This window comes from Pseudomonas sp. RGM 3321, from assembly GCF_022836805.1.
Taxonomy (GTDB): domain Bacteria; phylum Pseudomonadota; class Gammaproteobacteria; order Pseudomonadales; family Pseudomonadaceae; genus Aquipseudomonas.
The window spans coordinates 49,513-66,421 of sequence record NZ_JALHBH010000115.1 but is presented as its reverse complement, the minus strand read 5'-3'; the positions used below and the strand labels follow the sequence as shown (position 1 = coordinate 66,421).

At 62.4% G+C, this 16,909-nt stretch carries 3 protein-coding genes; all 3 read right to left on the bottom strand.

Features of this window, described 5'->3' with window-relative positions:
• Window positions 1-10: 10 nt before the first annotated feature.
• Genes RGM3321_RS18445 through RGM3321_RS18435 form a run of 3 tightly spaced genes read right to left on the bottom strand, consistent with a single transcriptional unit; the run spans window position 11 to window position 16,858 of the window.
• Entirely contained in the window at window positions 11-9,490 is a 9,480-nt protein-coding gene (locus tag RGM3321_RS18445) for a type I polyketide synthase (protein WP_244394289.1), read from the bottom strand.
• Entirely contained in the window at window positions 9,477-10,703 is a 1,227-nt protein-coding gene (locus RGM3321_RS18440; RefSeq protein ID WP_244394288.1) for an MFS transporter, read from the bottom strand. The genes RGM3321_RS18445 and RGM3321_RS18440 overlap by 14 nt, the downstream gene beginning before the upstream one ends.
• On the bottom strand, window positions 10,700-16,858 hold the full coding sequence (locus tag RGM3321_RS18435; RefSeq protein WP_244394287.1) for a non-ribosomal peptide synthetase: 6,159 nt from the start codon (window positions 16,856-16,858) through the stop codon (window positions 10,700-10,702). Before RGM3321_RS18435 ends, RGM3321_RS18440 begins: the two co-directional genes overlap by 4 nt.
• Between the last annotated feature and the right edge of the window lie 51 nt (window positions 16,859-16,909).

The window sequence follows — 16,909 nt, the reverse complement described above, 5'->3', positions numbered from 1 at the left end:
GTGACTCTCCTTATTGAGTGGCGGCCAGCCAGGCGCTGATCGACGCCGCAGTACGCTGGACCTGATCCCTGTCGAGCAGCAGTTGCCAGTGATCGCACGGCATCGATTCGCGGTGCGCCGTCGCAGCCCGGTCCTGCCAGTCCTGCTCTGCAGGTCGCCAGTGCCGCGGACGGCTTTCGGCGCTCAGCCACAGACAGGGAAGGTCCAGCCGTGGTGGCTGCGGGTGTTGCGCCAGCAGCTTCATCAGGTGCTCGATGCGTTGCAGCCACTGTTCGGCCTGCTGCGGTTGCGGTGGGTTTTTCAGCACGCCGGCCTGCGTGGCGCTGTTCATGAAGACGTTCAATTGTTCAGCGGGCGGCAACCGTTCCAGATCGTCAGGCAGTGCAATGCTTTTCGATCCCTCGGCCATAAGGCGCAACAGGCCCGGGCGATCCTCGAAACTGAAGTCCTGACGGCAGACCGGGTCGAGGAGAATCAGGCGGACCTGCTCGCCCTGGTGCCGCAGCAGGCGCGCGGTTTCTTCGGCCACGAAGGTGCCGTAAGACCAGCCCAGCAGCACATAGGGCCCGCTGGCCTGTTGACGACGAATCGCCTGCAGATACCGAGCGGCCAGCGCCTTCAGCGAGTCGCTGCCCAGAGCATCCGTCGCGTGCAGGCCGAATACCTGCATGTCCAGCGCCTTTGCCAGCGGCAGATAGGCACTGACTTCGCCATCCGAAGCATGGAACACGAACAGCGTACGTTCGTTGCGACCTCTGACCAGTGCCAGAGGGTTGTCATCGGTCAGGGCGCTGGGGTTGACCAGCGTGGAGCAGAAATCACTCAGCCGAGGGTTATCGAACAGGTTGCGCAGGCTGCTTGCGGAATGCCCCATGCGGTTCAGGCGAGCGATCATGCGCGTGGCAATCAGGCTGTCGCCGCCGCTGAGGAAAAAGTTGCTGTCAGCGTCAATGTCTTGCCCGAGCAGTTCCCGCCAGAGTTGCAAGACGGCATCCTGCAGTACCGGATCAACGTCCTGACGCGGCGTGGATTCGCCGGTCTGTTGCGGGGTTTGTCTGGTTGCAGGCGCAGTAAACACATGCTCAACCTGACGCAAGGTCAGGGGCCATTGTGCTGGATGTGGCTCCAGCTGTTCAGCCACGGCAGCCAGGTCCAGATGGCTGACGCCTTCGGCACGGGCGAGCATGAAGTGCTGACGCATGCTGTCGTCAGCCCGTTGCGGCCAGTTCATGACCCAGCTGAATCCCGACGCCTGCACGGCGCTGCGCCAGCGCGGCAGATCGAGCATGGCCTTGTCGTCCTCGCTGCGTTCGTCTGCAAAGTTGCTCAGTCCTTCGATAAAACCGATGCTCGCCAGTTGCAGCGCGCTGTCACGTTCGGTGGCCTCCAGCAACAGTAGATGTCCGCCGCTGCGCAACAGACGGTGCAGACGCTTCAGCGAGCGTGTGACATGCGCGGCGTCGTGCATCACATTGACCGCTATCACCAGGTCGTAGCCTTGCGCCGGATGCTGGCTGAAATCCATCGGTTGGTTGACATCGAGAATCGAGCAGGTCAGCTGCGGCCAGGCCGCGAAATCTTCCCGCGCCTGGGTGAGGAACAGGCTGGAAACATCGGTAAAGCGGTATTCACTCAGATGGCTTTCAAGCATCGGCAACACATGACGGGTTGTCGCGCCGGTGCCGGCACCGACCTCCAGCACTCGCAAGTCGCGTCGCGTTCCTGCCAGGGCTTTGGCGGTCTGCGCCAGTGCGCTGTTCAGGCAGTGCAGCACCGGGTTGTTGCTGTAGAGGGCCTTCACAACGGCATCGCTGTTACCGAACAACAGGCTTAACGGCGAACGATCACCACGCAACAGTTCTGTGTGCTGCTCGATACAGGCGTCAAGATACGTGCCGAGTGTCTGGCTCCACTCGGCGTCGGGAAGTGTTTCGCCGTAGCCATCAGCAGCCAGCTGTGGCAGGGCCAGATAATACTGTCCTTCCTTTTGCAAGCGACCTTGCTGGCAAAGCATCGCCAGCCACTGGCGCAACAGTCCCGCAAATTGCGGCATCGCTCCCAGTCGCGTCATCACCTGCGCCAGGTCATGGCGCTGACCGGCTTCGCTGAACAGTCCGTGTTTTTGCAGGGTGCTCAGAATGCCCTTGCGAGCACGGCTTTCCAGGGCCTGCCAGGTCAGATCAACCTCTTGGCGTTGCCCTTCACTCAGCCGCGGCAATTCGCTCAGAGGCAGTGGCAGCGGTGCATGAATGCCATCATCGAACGTACTCGGCTGCTGGCTGAGCAACTCCCCAAGCAGGGTGCGTTTTTCTCTGTCGACACTGACGCGCGCGGTCTGCACACCCGGCGCACGGCGCAATTGCGCTTCAAGCCGTTGCGGGTCAAAACGCTCGCCGTCCAGGTTTACCGACCAGTCGTGGCGCGGCAGCTCGGGCGGGCGGTCGAAGCCTTGCGGTTGGTCGGCCAGCGTTTTCAACAGGTCGCAATAGGTCTGGAACAGGCTGTCAATCAAGCCGTCGGCAAGCACGTCTTCCATGCAATACCAACTGAACACCAGCTCACCGTCGATTTCCATCACCTGATGGTCAAGCCAGACTTGCGGCGTTTGAGTAAAGACGTACACCGGGTCGCCGAGGGTCGAGGTCATGGCCTGATCGATGGCTTTGCCGTCCAGCGACATGCCGAGCATGCTGGTGAACACTACAGGCATCGCTGGTTGACGGGTCTGGCCCTGGCGGCGTCCGAGCTCGCGCATGAGCTCTACGCCGTTTACTGCGGTGTGTGCCAGGCGCTGCCAGAGTCGTGCCTGTGTGTCGATCATGACCTGGCTCGGGCTCTCACCGTGTCCCAACTGGAAATCGATCAACAGCACTGACGTGAAGTCGCCAATCAGTTGCTGAACCTGCGGATGCAAGGCTCTACGGTTGAAGTAGGTCAGGTTGAGGGTGAATTCCGGAGTGCGGCTGACGCTTTCCAGGGTCTGCGCGAATAACGCCAGCAGCGCGGCAGACGGCGTCACGCCCAGGTGCTGGCAGTGCGCCTTGAAGCGGTTCCATCGCAATGCGTCGAGGCGGGCCTGAACGGTCCGGAAACGTGGCTGGCCCTTGGGCAGTTCGTCTACCAGCGGCAGCTGCGGCGCGCCAGGCAGTTGCTCGAGGGTGTCCTGCCAGTAGCGCCAGGACTGTCGCCATTGCAGGCTGTTGCGCTGCGCCAGGTCAGCCATTACGTAGTCGCGGAAGGTCAGTTCGAGAGGCTCGAGTGCCTGACCGGCGTAGGCGGTGGCCAGATCGTCCATCATCACCTTGAAGCTCTGCACATCGAACAGCAACAGATCAAGGTTCATGTGCAGGCGGCAACGCCCGGCGTCCAGTTCGCTTACCGTGACTTCGAACAACGGCCAGCAGTCGCTGGGCAGCACACGATAAGACATGTCTTCACGGATGCCGAGCAGGCGTTGTTGCTGTTGTTCTGCGGGCAGTTCGCGCAGGTCGTTGCGTGGCAGGTGATACCAGGGTGTGTGTTGCAGGATGCGCTGACGGCCGTCACTGTCGATCACCATGCGCAGCATGTCATGGCGGGCGATCAGAGCGTTCCAGGCGTGCTCGAAGCGGCTCAGGTCAAAATCGGCGTATGCCTTGTCCCATTCGAACAGCACATGGCAGGCTACACCGCCGTAATCAATCAGGTCGGTACGACCCAGCCAGTAAGCGTGCTGGATCGGCGTCAGCGGGAAGGGCTCGAAACGGCTGTCAGGCTGCGGCACGATTGAAGGGGCACTGTCGGCAGCTGCCGTTTTCGCTGTACTCGACGATAACAGTGCGCTCAGGCCGCGAATGCTCAGGTCTCTATAGGCTTCTCCGGCGTCCAGACGAATGCCCAGTTGGCGCTGGATGTCGCTGCTCAGCTCAAGGAACAGCAACGAATCGAGACCCAGCTGCATCAGATCCTGATGCTGCGCGGGTGCAGCGTCAGGGCTCAGACGCAACTGACGGCAGATGCAGGCGCTTAGCCATTGGCTAAGCGCCTGCTGATCGACCTGCTGATCGCCGGTCATGTCAGGTGCAGGGAGAGCATCGTTCCGGGAAGAGCCTTTTATGGGCGAACGAGTCACGGGTTGCTCGATAGTCTGCGCCAGCAGTCGGCGGCGCGCATCGATGCGTTCAGGGTCTATGCGCATCGCCAGATGCCACGGCACACCGCGCATGACTGCCTGTTCCAGGTGCCACAGGCCTTCGCCGGTTGTCAGCGTACCCATGCCGCCCTGCGCCAGCCGGGCATGCAGTTTATCGTCGGCTGCGCGTCCGGTTTCACCCCAGGCACCCCACGCAATACTGACAATGTGCAGGCGGGCGTCGACCTGCGATTCGGCGAGTCCGTCCAGATAGGCACTGGCCAGTGCATGAGCCCCTTGACCAGCTGCGCCCAGACTGGCGGCTGCCGAGGAATACAGCAGCAGGTAGCGACCCTGGTCGGCAAGTGCAGCCTGCAACTGGTGGGCTGCCGAGCATTTGACCTGCAACAGTGGTTGCATGCGCACAGCGTCGAGGTTGCTCAGCGGGGTGTCGTCCAGCAGGCCGGCGCTGTGAATCGCGCCGCTCAGGCCGCCGTCGGCGTGTAGTTCGTCGAGGCAGGTCGCCAGCGCAGCCTGGTCGCTGATATCACAGACTACCCAGCGTATTTCACAGCCGTATTGCTGTTGCAGCGTATCGATCCATTGTTCGCCATCATGCGGACAGCGCGGTGCGAGCAGGGCGATCCGCGATGCCCCCTGATCGATCAGCCAATGAGTGCTCAGACGACCCAGGCCGCCAAATGCGCCGGTCACGAGATGCCAGCCAGTGTCCTTGAAACTTTGCGCAGGCAGGCTGGCGCTCTGATGAGGCTGGACGCTCAGTGTCTGCACCTGTGCGACACCCTGGCGCACCGCAATCCAGCGTTCACCGGTCTGCGCAGCGCTCAAGCCTGGTAGAAGGTCTTGCCATTCGCTGCCGTCCAGGTCAATGACAGCCAGAGCGCGCTGTGGTTGTTCGGCACAGGCAACCCGCAGCAACCCCCACAGCGCTCGTTGCTCGGGGCATACAGTGCGATGTGTACCCAGTGACCAGGCGTTGCGGGTTACCACCAGCAAGGGGTGGTCAGTGGCGGTCAAGGCCTTGAGCACCTGGCTGGCAACTTCTGCCAGCGTGCCGTCCTCGACGATCAGCAGGCACGCTGTGGCGTTTGGGTCATGGGCAATACCAGCCTCGGCCAAGGCCGCCCGGACACTGGCCGGTTCGATACACAGCGGCGCATTCGAGGTATCGGGCACCTTGGTCGCTGTCCACTGCCAGGTGTAATGGGTGCCAACGGCGGTCTGCGGCGCGAGCAGCGTAGAGCGGGGCGCAGGCTGATTATCGGCGCTGCCCAGTAGCTGCCAAAGCCCTTGATTGTTGCAATGTCCGAGTTCGACCCGTGCAACCCCGAACGGGTCGGCGCTCCAGCGCAGGGTCAGGTCTGCCAAGGATTCGGGCAGCGGTACGCTCCGGGCGAATACCGGCGTGCGACGGGTATCGCCGTGGCGCGCCGCCAGTTGCTCGCATGCTTGCTGCAAGCGGGTCTGCCAGCGCTGCGGCTGGCCTGCGCAATCCGTCCAGTCAGGTTGATATAAGTGTTCGCCGAGCTGCCTGCCCAGTACCGCGTTGCCGCTGTCGTGACCGACACTGAGCGGGGCGCGCGCAATGTTCGCTGCCTGAGTCCGCGCCAGCAGGATGTGTTCGCTGATGCCGGAGGTGGCACTGCCATCGTCAGGCAGCCAGTCCAGGCGTTCGAAGCCGTGCTCCATGCATTGTTGCTGCCAGTGTTCGGTGGACAGAAACAACTCGCCGCCGCGTGCCTGCTCGTCATGCAGCGGCAATACCAGCGGACCGAAGACAAAATCGAACAGGCGCATCGGGCGAGTGATTTCACGCATCAGCAAAGCGCCACCCGGCTTGAGCAACGGGCGCAGGTTTTGCAGCGTATGACCTATATGCTGCGTGGCATGGATCACGTTGGCGGCGACGATCAGATCATAGTGTTCAGCTGGAAAACCCTGCTCGGCGGCAGGTTTTTGCAGATCGAACAGGGCGTACTCGACAAAGTCGTATTCGCTGAACTTTTCTTCGGCACGACGGCTGAACAACGCTGATATATCGGTGAAGCAATAACGTACATCGGCGACGCTGCTCAGCTCCGGCAGCAGCCAGGCCGTGGTGCCACCTGTGCCACCACCGACTTCCAGAATCCGCAGCGGACCGCGCCCGGACTGCTGGTGTTCGCGGATCAGCCCGCTGACCACGCCTGCTGCGATCTGGTTGAAGTAACGGCCGAAGCTGAATTGCTGATACAGCACTTCCACGCCGCTGGAGGCGCTTTCCGGGAAAATTACCGAGACTGGCTCGACGGCTCCGCTCATCATGGCGAAAAGTTGCTCGCCTGCCCGCTCAACGGTTTCGGCGATCACGTCCAGCCCTTCGCAGCAACTGCGCAGTTCTGCGAGCAATGTCGGGTACTGCCCGTGCGGCACGGGTCGGGCGCTTCGATAAAGGCCACGCTCATTGGCGTAGTAGCCATCCTCGACACAGGCATTGAGCAGCCGCACCAACAGTTGCCGATGACGTGGCAACAGCCGGCCGCCGCGCAGAATGCTCAGCGGGTCGACGCCCCGGTCGATGGTGTCCTGCACACACTGGCGAACCATCTGGTCAACATAGATCGCATGCAGTCGGGTCACACATTGATACAGGCGCTGCAGGCGTGGCAGGTCTAGGTGGGCACCTTCCTGCAACGCAACCTTGCGACCGGCTTCCAGCAAAAGATCCTGCGGCGTCGCGACAGGCTGCTGCGGCGCATCGCACCAGTAGCGTTGTTCATCGAAGGCATACAGCGGAGCCTGGACACGCGTGCCGACCGAGGGCAACAGGGTGCGCCAGGGCAAGCTGGCACCGGCGGCGAACAGGCGCAGCAGGCTGTCATGCAGGACGGCGGTGTGCGGTTTGTGTCGGCGTGCGCTGGCGATCCAGTGCACACCGGCGTGTTCCAGGCGCGTGCCTATCCCGGTCAGCGGAGCATCGGCACCCAGCTCCAGTGCGATCGTCAGGCCCGTTTGCAATGCATGAGTCAGCGCCTGGTGGTAGCGCACCGGTTCACGCAGGTGCCTGCGCCAGTAATCGCCGCGTTCCAGTTCAGCCTGGGCGAGGGGTTGGCCGGTCAGGGTCGAGATCAGCGGTACTTTCGCAGGGGCCGCGCGAAGCCCCGCGCCGGCCTGCTGGAATTCATCGAGAATCGGCTCCAGCAAGCGAGAATGTGCTGCGCCCGCCACGCTCAGGCGATTATGACGAACGTGTCGCTCTTGCAGCGCTTGCGCCAGCGCATCGATGCCGTGACGGTCACCTGAGGCCACCAGATGCTGTTCGGCGTTGTGCACGGCGATTTCCACGCCATGTTCGAGCGCCAGAGGCTGGAGTGTTGCCACGTCGCAGAATACCGCGAGCATTGAACCTTGCGCCGCGCACTGATTCATCAACCGGCCACGGGCGATCACCAACGGCAAAATGTCTTCCAGCCGATAAATCCCGGCGATGACCACCGCGGCAAACTCACCTACCGAATGGCCGATCAACAGGTCCGGGGTCATACCCGCTTCGCGCCAGTGAGCTGCCATGGCCACTTCAAAGGCAACGATGGCAGGTTGCGCGTAATCCATGCGATCGATCAGCGCTTCGTGCTCGCCGAACATGACCGACTGCAACGAGGGTTGCAGGTGTGCGGCGCAGACTGCAAAGCTGCGGTCCAGGCTCTCGCTGAAGGCTTTTGACTGACCGTAAAGGCTTTTGCCCATTCCGGCCCACTGACTGCCTTGACCACTGCACAGCCAGACCTGCGCGCCCTGGCCTGGCTGGCCTTCATACAGCAAGGCATCGCTGCCACCCTGGGCAAACGCCTGGAGCGCCGGGGCGGTTTCTTCGTGCAACGGCACCGCCAGACGGAACGGCATGTCCAGTTGCCGGGCATGCAGCGCCGTGTGTGCAAGGTCAGCGGCAGCGTCTGCGGCATGCAGACGTTCGGCGTAAAGGCCCGCCAGCTGGCGCAACGAGTGCTGGCTGGCGGCGCTGAGTAACAGGGCACTGGCCTGCGCTTTCGGGCCTGGTGCGCGCAATGCGTCGGGCAGGGCTTCGACGATCACATGGCAGTTGGTGCCACCAATGCCGAATGACGACACACCGGCACGGCGCGGCCCTGCTGGCCATGCCCGGTCCTGGGTAGGAATATAAAACGGACTCTGTTCAAGCTGCAGCGCCGGGTTGATCTGCTCGACATTGATGCTTGGCGGAATACGCCCATGATTGACCGCCAGAATGGTCTTGATCAGGCTCGCGATGCCGGCGGCAGTATCCAGATGGCCAAGGTTGCCTTTCACCGAGCCCAGGGCACATCCACCGATATCCGTGCGTCGTGCGAACGAATCGCGCAGCGCTTGAACCTCGATGGGGTCGCCGAGCGGGGTGCCGGTACCATGTGCTTCGAGCATGCCAATGCTGGCGCAGTCGATATCGGCCAGCAGCAGGGCATCCTCAATGACTTCACGTTGACCGACCACCGAGGGAGCGGTGTAGCCGACCTTGTGATGACCGTCGTTATTGATCGCGCTGCCACGTAGTACCGCCAGCACCGGATCGCCGTCACGCAAAGCGTCTTCCAGTCGACGCAGGGTCACGGCACCGACGCCGTTGCCGGCAAAGGTGCCCTGGGCACTCGCGTCAAAAGGGCGGCAGCGGCCGTCCGGCGAGAAAATCATCCCTGGCTGGTAAAGGTAGCCGGCCTGTTGCGGAAACGACACGGCTACGCCACCCGCCACGGCCATTTCGCATTCGCCGCTGCGCAGACTCTCGCAGGCCATATGCACCGCGACCAGCGAGCTTGAGCACGCGGTCTGCACGCTCATCGCAGGGCCGCGCAAATTGATTTTGTAGGCGGCGCGGCTGGCCAGGTAATCCTTGTCGTTGCCCATCAGCGCCTGCAGGCCCTTCACCTGTGCGACTTCGGTGACGCGAATAGCGTCTCGGCCCGGGTATGTACTCATGCGTCCCGAGGCAAATACGCCTGTTTTATGCGCGACTTCGCGGGGTGCGAAACCGGCGTGTTCCAAGGCATGCCAGACGATTTGCAGGAACAGCCGCTGCTGCGGATCGATGGATTCCGCCTCCTGACGCGAGTAGCCGAATAGCGCGGCGTCGAAGCGGTCTGCGTCGTCAATCACCGCTGCGACATTGACAAAGTCCGGGTTATCGATCAGTTCCGCGGACATTCCTGCGGCGAGCAGCTCTTCACGGCTGAAGTGGCGGCTGCACTCGCGACCGGTCAGCAGGTTCTGCCAGTACTGGGCACTGTCGCGGGCTTCGGGAAAACGGCAGGCCAGGCCGATGACCGCAATGGGCTCGCTGGTGCCGTAGGTTTCTTCAAAGGTGGGCATGGAGGACCTCGTGTGCAGGCGTGGAAGACGGGCTGGCAGGCGTGCTGCGTTCAAGGCGGCGACACAGGTGCCGGGCAGGCCACAGGCAGATGAAGGCAATGCTCGCCAGTATCGCGAGCAGTGGCGGATAGCCCAGGTAATGAGCCGACTGCAGAGCTGCGATCGATGCCAGCATGGCAATTGCAGCATCGACCGACTGCAGCAGGGCGTAATCGGAGGCCGGCTGGTGTGTGCGGACCAAGCCCATCAGCAGGTTGTAGAGGGTGACGAAGCCAATCGCGGCGGCGATATTGACCAGACTGAACAGCGTCAGCCATGCGGCAAGGTCGTAGACACGTGCGCCAAGTGCTGCCGCGAGAGCAATGAGCGCGTGCAGCAACATGGCTGGCAGCAGGCACCGCCAGGCACCGAAGCGCCTCGCCATCCAGCCGCCGAGCAATACGCCGATGGCACTGGCGACTGTGCTGTACAGCGTCGAAGCCATACCCAGCTCGGCGAGGCCCAGGCCATTGTCCATCAACAGCACGGTCTGAATCGCCATCAGTCCGCGCATTGCCAGGTAGTAAATGGCTGTCAGGCACAAGGCCGGCCACAGCGCAGTGAAGCTGCTGCGATCCAGCCTTGGCTTGACCGCCGGCTTTTCAATGCTATTGCTGGCCGGCAGCAATCCCGTCGGCAGCAACAACAGCAGCGAGACCATCGACATGCCGATGAAACCGATGCGCCACCCCCAGCGCTCGGCCAGAAACAGGAACACAAATGAACCGAACACTATGCCGAGGTAACTGCCGCCCACTTGCGCGGTGTTGGCAAACGGACGGCTGGCGGCGTCGCAGGTCGTGATCGTGATGCCATCTGCGTAGATATCATGACTGGCGGACAATAGCGCCAGCAGCATCAGCCCGGCCATGATCGGATAGAGTGAGCGCTCCGGGGCCAGAAAGCTTATCCCCAACAGCGTCAACGCCATAGCCAGTTGCAACAGCACCAGGCTGCCCAGGTAGTGATTGCCACGCAGTGCCAGGCTATGACGCTCGCACCAGGGCGCCCAGAGAAACTTGGCTATCCAGGGCAGGAACGTCAGTGACAGTAGGCTGAGGCTGGCCAGATCCAGCCCCTGATGGCGGAAATAACCGACCACACCCTGCAACATCAGTGCGGTGAGCATGCCTTGGTGCAGGTAGTAGCACCAATAGGGCAGGTAGCGGCTCATGACCCGCCTCCGGTGCGCCGCAACCTTCTGGCGTTTCTCTGCGTCAATTGGGCGTGCCGGGGTTGTTCCCGCGCATCGTTTGCCGGTTGCGTCCGGCTCAGGTGCCGCGCCAGCGCACGGGCGTTGGGGTAGCCGAACAGATCGGTGGCCTGCAAATGCCGATGGCCCTGCTGGGTCAGCTTCACATGCAGTTGCACCAGCTTGAGCGAACTGGCACCTGCGTCGAAGAAGTTTTGTCGGCAGTCATGCAACTTCAGACCGACCACCTCCTGAAAGGCATGCCGGATCTGTTCGACAATCTGTTCATCAGCCTGTTGCTCAGGCTCATGAGGCAGCGGCTGGATGCGTGGCAACATCGCCACACCCGCATCAGGCTGTCCGGGGGTAACCAATTGTTCCAATGACAGAGCCCAGGCCTGGGGTTCATTGGCCAGGCGGTTGAGCAGGGCAAGGTACTGATCGAACATGCTGCGCAGGACGCTCGGTTCGAACAGTGCCTCGACCGCGTCCCAGTTCAGGCACAGATCGCCTTCGGACTCGTATACCTGATGATCCAGCCAGACTTGCGGGGTCTGCGAAATACCCCAGACCGGCTTGAGCCATGACGATTGGGCCATGAAACGGCCCTTGTCGAACCCCAGTGCGCTGGTAAAGACCACCGGCATTTGCGCCGCAGCCATGCCGTGGCGACTGGCCAGTTCACGCATGACACGGATCGCAGAGTGATCGCGCTGGGCGAGATCGCGCCACAGCCGCTGCTGCAGGCGCTGAGCACTGCCTATCCAGTCGGCGGCAGGCTGCCAGGCCAGGAGCAACAGCGAGGTGAAGTCACCCAGCACCCGGTCGATATGCGGATGCAGCGGTTGACGGTCGAACAGGGTCAGGTTGAGACTCAGCTCTCGCTGGCTGCTCCATGCCGACAGCACTGCGGAAAAAGCGCTGAGCAGTAGCCCCGAAGGCGTCAACTGATGCCGATGGGCCTGATCTTTCAGACGTTCCCAGCAGGCGGCGGGCAGACGCTCGGCCAGCCGCACAAAGTGTGGCGTACCGACGTCGCCCGGCGCGCAACGCAGCGGCAGACGCGGTGCTGGCGGCAGATCATCGAGACGTCGTTGCCAGTACGCCTGAGCACCGGGTGAGGGCGGCAGGCTGGCGCGCAGGCGCTGATAGTCGCGGAAGCCGATATCGACAGGGGCCAGCACTTGCTCGGGATGCAGGTACAACGTCTCGAGCTCGGCCAGCAGGATCTGCATGCTCATCCCGTCCAGCAGCAGGTTGTCGAGGCTGATAAAAATCCGGCTGCGCGAGCTGCCGTCTTCGACTATTTGCGCATCGAACAGCGGCCACTGCCCGGCATCGAGCACCTGATGGGACAGTCGTTCGCGCAGTGCGATTGCTTCGCTGCCATCCAGCGTCGCTACCTGGTGACGTCGAGGAATGAACGCCGGCACCTGCCGCAGAACCTGCAACATGCCGTCACGCACCACGGCACGCAGTATGTCGTGACGCTCGATGAGCCGCTGCCAGGCATTTTCAAACAACGGGATATCAAGCCGTTCGACGCTGAACTCGACAAAGAAATGCGCGCCCACACCACCCAGCACAAACCCTGACTGACGCCCGACCAGATAGGCTTGTTGTATTTCACTCAGGGCAAACGGCTCGTAGCGGCCTGTCGGGTCATGCTCAAGTCTGGCCGTGGGCAGCGACTCTTCCACCAATGTCGCGGCAAAGGCGTGCAGGTCGGGAAAGTTGAACAGATCATCGAGCCGGGCGCGGTAGCCGTGGCTGCCCAGTTCACCGATCAGTCGGGTTGCCAGGAGGCTGTCGCCGCCAAGCTGAAAGAAGTGGCTGTGGCGATGCAGTGCGCCGGTTTGCAGCAGGTCCTGCCAGAGCTGCGCCACCACCTGTTCGCGAGCGGTCTCGGGCGCTTGATACTGATCGGGATGTGCACTGGCTGGTTTGCACAGCTGCCCCAGTGCCTGATGGTCGATCTTGCCGTTGGCGGTGAGTGGCAGTGCGTCGAGAAAGTGCAGGCGTTGCGGGATCATGTAACCGGGCAGTTCGTTGGCCAGCGCCTGGGCCAGTCGGGCAGGGTCAGGGCGATACAGCGCTTCGGGTGCGCGCAGGATCAGGCGCTGCATGGCGCCCAGTCTGTGCATTCCGTCCGGGGTCAGTCCGGCCTGGGTCAGTAACGCTTGCCAATGTTCGTGGTCGCGCAACTGTTCTGCTGCACTGTGACCGTGGTTGAGCAGGTCGGCGCTGATCAAGCTCAGCGCCGAGGGATGAGCCAGTTCCAGCACGCAGATCGCAGCACCAGGTGCACAGAGTCGTATCCATCGGGCGAGCGCTGCTTGCGGCGTTTCAATGCGATGCAGTTGATTGTTGATCAGCAGCACGTCGGCGCTGTGGACAAGCGTCTGACGCGCACTGTCGGTGTCTCGGAGAGCACTGCCATGCGCGAATCCTGCGAGACGTTCGCCTGCCTTGAGGACCATTGCCTGTGACGCATCGAGGGCGGTGTACTGCACCTGCGATGCATCGAGTCGCTCCAGCAAGAACAGCCCTGTCACGGCGCTGCGGGCGCTGGCTTCGATCAGCCGTACCGGGCGTTGCAGGCGACGACTCAGATCGGCCAGCGACATTGCCAGCGCGTCGAGGGCTTCGCGACTGCCGGACGCATGCATCAGCAATTGCTCGGGAGCCCAGTAAGGATGCTCAAGCAGGGTCTGAGCACTGCGCTTGCCATGGAGTATGTCGCGCAATGTGTCGTGGTGCGCATGCAGGGCTTCTGTTAGCGCATAGGCAGAATCGTCGTGCGGCGTTGTGTTCGTACTGGAGTGGCTGAGTCGCAACGCGCCTTCGGCATCGCGCTGCAGGTGGCCTTGTGCGGCCAGCCACTCCAGCCAGCGGTTCAGCAACGGTTGCCAGTGTGCCTGGCAACCGTAGGACTGCACCACCGTCGCGGTGCTGACAGGGTCGTTGAGGTGTACGCCATTAAGTGCCAGGTGCCGGACCAGAAAATTAGCCAGCAGACCCTCCGTGGCATCCGTCGCTGCGGTTTCGGGCCTCAGCCAGTCAGCGTAACTGGACGGTGTGAGCGGGTCGGCTTCCACGGCGCTGCAAAGGCTGGCACCGTGCGGCACGACGAAGGCCACCAGACTCCTTTCCCGTTCGCCCGGTGCCATGCTGACGGCTGCCTTGACGCCTTCGAGCCGGTTGAACGCTGCATCGATTTCACCCAGTTCGATGCGGTAGCCACCGACCTTGACCTGCTTGTCGCGACGGCCAAGGAATTCCAGCGTACCGTCCGGCCAGTAACACCCCATGTCGCCCGTGCGATACCAGCGCTCACCGGCCACGTCGACGAACTGACGGGCGCTGCGTTCAGCGTCATTGAAATAACCCTGGGCAACACCCACACCGCCTATCCACAGCTCGCCAGCTACCCAGTCCGGGCAGTCTCGTCCCAGTTCGTCGACCACGCGATAGTGCTGGTTGGCCAACGGCTGGCCGTAGGGAATCGAGCGCCAGTGTGGCTCTACCCGATTCACCGTGCAGGTATTGGACCAGATCGCCGCTTCCGTCGCTCCGCCCATGGCGACAAACCGGCCATCGTCGCGGTACCGGTGATAGCGTTCCGGCAAGTCCAGTCCGATCCAGTCGCCGGACAGCATGACCAGCCTCAGGCTCGCCGGACTGTGCAGATCGAAGCCTTCACTGTAGGTCAGCAACATGTCCAGCAGGGCGGGCACACTGTTCCACAGGGTAATGCGATGCTGATCAATCAGCCTGCACCACAGCGCCGGGTCGCGACGTTGCTGTTCGTTGACCAGCACCAGTGAAGCGCCTGCGCCGAGTACACCGAAGATGTCATAGACCGAAAGGTCAAAGTGCAGCGCCGACAGGGCCAGCACGCAGTCTTCGGGGCCGACGCCATGTCGCTGGCTGATGTCCACGCAGGTGTTCAATGCACTTTGGTGGCTGATCACCACGCCCTTGGGTTCGCCTGTCGAACCCGAGGTGTAGATGATGTAGGCCGGCTGTTGTGCGCTGACCGGCACCTGATGCCGAAGCGGCTCGCTGCGGATTGCCTGCTGCCAGGTCAGGGCATTGCCGATGTCGCGCTCCTCGGGCTCATCGGCGCTGGTCAGCACGCACCTCACCCCGGCCCCTTCATAGATACCGATGCGCCTCGCCAATGGCTGGTCCGGTGGCACCGGCACATAGATCGCACCCGCCTTGAGAATGCCCAGTACGCAGATAATCTGACCAATGTCCTTGGCCATACTGACAGCAACCGTTTCGCCCGCTTCGACGCCCAGGGCCTGCAGGCTGCCTGCCAGCCGGCTGGCTTGATCGTCCAGTTGGGCGAAGCTCACCCGCCGCTGGTCCTGAATCAGTGCGGTAGCCTGCGGGGTACGTTCTGCCTGGGCGAAAATCGCGTCGTGCAACAAATTTTCAGGAAGAGGCTGCCTGGTAGCATTGGCTTGTTCGCGGACAGCCCGCTGGGCTGAGGGCATCAGTTCCGGCAAAGGTCGTGACCACTGCGCGGGGGTTGTCACCAGCGCCATTACCTGCTCGAAGTAGACGTCGAACAGCGTGTCGGTCAGCCCCTCGGGAAACAGCTGGTCATTGCTGTCCCACTGCAGATAGACCTGCTCCTGATGCTCGAACGCGAGGTGGTCGATCCACACCTGTGGGGTCTGGGAAATGCCCCAGCCGGGTGCACCCAGCGTGTCCTCCGTGGCTTCGCCAAACAGCGGGCGGCCGAGGTTGCTGGTGAACACCATAGGCGCACCGTGCGGATGGCGCTGGCGTTTCTTCAACTCGCGCAGCACCTCGACCCCGGACCACGCGCTGTGTTCGTAAACCTCGGCAAACGACTGCTGATTGGCCCGCGCCAGTTCAGCGAAGGTTTGCCCGCAGCAGTTCACTGGCAGCGTCAGGATATTGGTGAAGTCGGCGATCATGCCGGCGACCGCAGGGTTCAGAGGCTGACGGTCGAACAGGGTGAGGTTGAGCAGCAGCGATTGTTGCCCGCTCCAGCGTCCCAGCACCGCGCTGAATAGTGTGGCCAGCGCCATGGTCGGGGTAACGCCGACGGCTCCGGCGTGGTCTTTGAACGCCTGCCACTGCGTGGCATTCAGCTGCCCGCGCCGGCGGCTGATGCGCACCTGTCCGATGCGCTCGGGGTCCTGCGCAAGTGGCAGGATCGGTGCGAGGGGCAGGTCGTCCAGACGCTCGAGCCACCAGGCTCTGGCGTGCTGGACGCGCGTCTGACCATCGCGTTCGAGCTGTGCCAGGTAACTGCAAAAATCGTAATCGACGGGCGAGGGCGCAAGCGGGCGTTCGTCGATCAGCGCGATCAGTTCTTCGAACAACTGATTGAAGCTGGCGGCATCAGCGACCAGCAGGTCAATGTTGACCAGCAGTCTGTTCCGCCCGTCGGGCAACAGGCACAGCTGGAAATCGAAGGTCTCGCCGTTCTCGACATTCAGACGCCGATGCCCCAACTGTTCTCGCAGCTTCAACAGTTTTTGCTGGCGGTACGCTTCATCCTTGTCACGCAAATCATGAACCTTGAGGCCCGGCCATGCCGAACGCGCCTGCCATTGTTGACGACCGTTGGCCAGAAAGCGCGTCTTGAGCATCGGGTGACGTTCGATCAGTCGATAGATCGCCGCTTCCAGTACCTGCGGTGTCAGGCCGTAGCCATCGAACTCCTGATACAGATGGCAGCCGACGCCCCCCAATGGCTGCTCGCTGGAGCGCCCTACCAGATAGGCGTGCTGTACGCTGGTCAGCGCGAAGGGCTGGCCGTCACTCATGAGCGGCAGTGCCTGATCTTGCCGAACAGTCTCGGCGGTATCGTTATGAATGGCCGCAGTGCCCAGCAATTGCTGCCAGCCGTGCAGCGTCGGCTGGTCATAGAGGTCTTTGAGGGTCACTTTGAAACCCTGGCGGCGAAACCGATTGAGCCAGGCCATCAGGTGCATCGAGTCCATGCCCAGCTTCAACAGGTTGGCGTCTTCAGCGAGCAGTTCGGGAGACAGACGCAGTTGCCTGGCGATTTCCTCTGCCAGCAGGGCGGGGTCGAATGCTTCAGGTGGCGTACCGCGAGCAGTCGAGGCTTTTCTGGTCGATGTGTACATGGTAAGACTCCATCCAGACAAGTACTCGTGCCGCGCTCAAGGTGGCGCGGC

Bases quoted from the DNA above. Each gene is read 5' to 3' on its own strand.
- RGM3321_RS18440 (WP_244394288.1), bottom strand. From the start codon at position 10,703: ATGAGCCGCTACCTGCCCTATTGGTGCTACTACCTGCACCAAGGCATG.
- RGM3321_RS18445 (WP_244394289.1), bottom strand. From the start codon at position 9,490: ATGCCCACCTTTGAAGAAACCTACGGCACCAGCGAGCCCATTGCGGTC.
- RGM3321_RS18435 (WP_244394287.1), bottom strand. From the start codon at position 16,858: ATGTACACATCGACCAGAAAAGCCTCGACTGCTCGCGGTACGCCACCT.